We start from the raw sequence: 1,501 nt of genomic DNA, 5'->3' as shown, positions 1-1,501 counted from the left end.
AAAAACCCTGAATTTCTATCTGAAATTCAGGGTTTTTGCGTTTATCAAGCAACCAACACTTTGATAAAAAAGAAGGAGGAATTGGGGTTTAGCCTATTCCATCTATGTATTGCATATTTTTTGAGGTTCATGGCAGCAAATTTAAGCCTAACCCAGTTTCTTACTTGGACTAAGCCTCGATACAGGGTATACCGCATGGCATATTTTTCTTTTGCGTCTGCGAATACTCTCTCTATTGTTTCTTTTCTTTTTCCGTACAGTTCTTTATACTTCGGCGTATGCCTAATATCTTCTACTGTTTCAAGGTAGTCAGACCAGATATGCTTTGTTACGGTCTTTTCATATTTTTGATTTTCTGTACAGTTACATCTTGACGGACAACCTTTGCATATATAGCCTTTGCTTTTAAATTCTCGGTAGCCTTCACGGTTTGTTGTTACATAATTTAATATCTGATTTTCCGGACATATTACACAATCATAGTATTCATCATACACATACTTATATGGCTGGAAAAAGCCTTTTTTACTCATCGGTCTTTTATACGGCAGTACTGGTATTCTTCCATCATCAAGCACTTTTTTACTTATCCACGGCGTTTTGTATCCGGCATCTGCAACTATTGCTTCTATTTCTGGATGTCTTTCTGTAAGCCTGTCGTACAACTCATCAAAAGCTGTGCTGTCATGTACATTTCCCGGATTTACCGTTGCATCCATTATATATCCATTTTTGTCGCAGGCTGTCTGCGCCGTATATGCAAAGCATTTTTTGTGTTCTCCCTTATGAAATACTCCGCTTTCCGGGTCTGTCGTGGATTCTGTTATTTCTTTTTCTTCCGGAGCTTTTGTATCGTCAAAGGGCTTTTTATCATGTTTTTCTCTTTCTTCGTTGATTTCCTCCATTAACTGTTTTTCATAAACCTTTGCAGCTTTGGGTACTGCCTTTTTAACCGCTTTTTTCATGTTGGCGTTTGCCTTTATATGGGTTCCGTCTACAAATACCGCTTCAGGCGTTAAGTATCCCGCTTTTTCTATTTCTCTTAATATCCAGTAAAATATTTCTTCTATTGTCTTTTCCGTATACCTGTGTTTGAAATTATAGCTTATTGTGGAAAAATGCGGTACCTCCTCGTTCATCAAGTACCCTATGAACCATCTGTATGCCACATTCATTTTTATTTCTTCTACTGTTCTTCTCAATGATGGCAATCCATACAAATGCTGTATCAATACCATTTTGAATATTACCACCGGGTCTATGCTCGGTCTTCCGTTGTCTGCACAGTAAAGTTCCTCTACTATTTTATATATATGACTAAAATCTATCGCTGCGTCTATTTTTCTTAGCAGATGATTCTTTGGCACAAATTCTTCTATACTGAATATTTCCATTTGCTCTCTGTTTTTTCTGTTTTTCTCTATCATTTTTATCACCTGCTTCTATTTTACCACTTTTATCGAAAAAAGCCCAGCGAAAGCTGAGCTTTTTCGACAGGCTG

At 37.2% G+C, this 1,501-nt stretch carries 1 protein-coding gene; it reads right to left on the bottom strand.

Features of this window, described 5'->3' with window-relative positions; translation table 11 throughout:
* Positions 1 to 44: 44 nt before the first annotated feature.
* A complete protein-coding gene (locus B5F08_RS13040) occupies positions 45 to 1,427 on the bottom strand; it encodes an IS1182 family transposase (protein WP_087380375.1) in 1,383 nt (460 codons plus the stop codon).
* Positions 1,428 to 1,501 lie beyond the last annotated feature (74 nt).

Origin of the sequence: Anaeromassilibacillus sp. An172 (assembly GCF_002160515.1) — a bacterium.
Taxonomy (GTDB): domain Bacteria; phylum Bacillota; class Clostridia; order Oscillospirales; family Acutalibacteraceae; genus Limousia; species Limousia pullorum.
The sequence above is the reverse complement of the archived record's forward strand: the minus strand, read 5'-3'. Positions and strand labels throughout refer to the sequence as shown.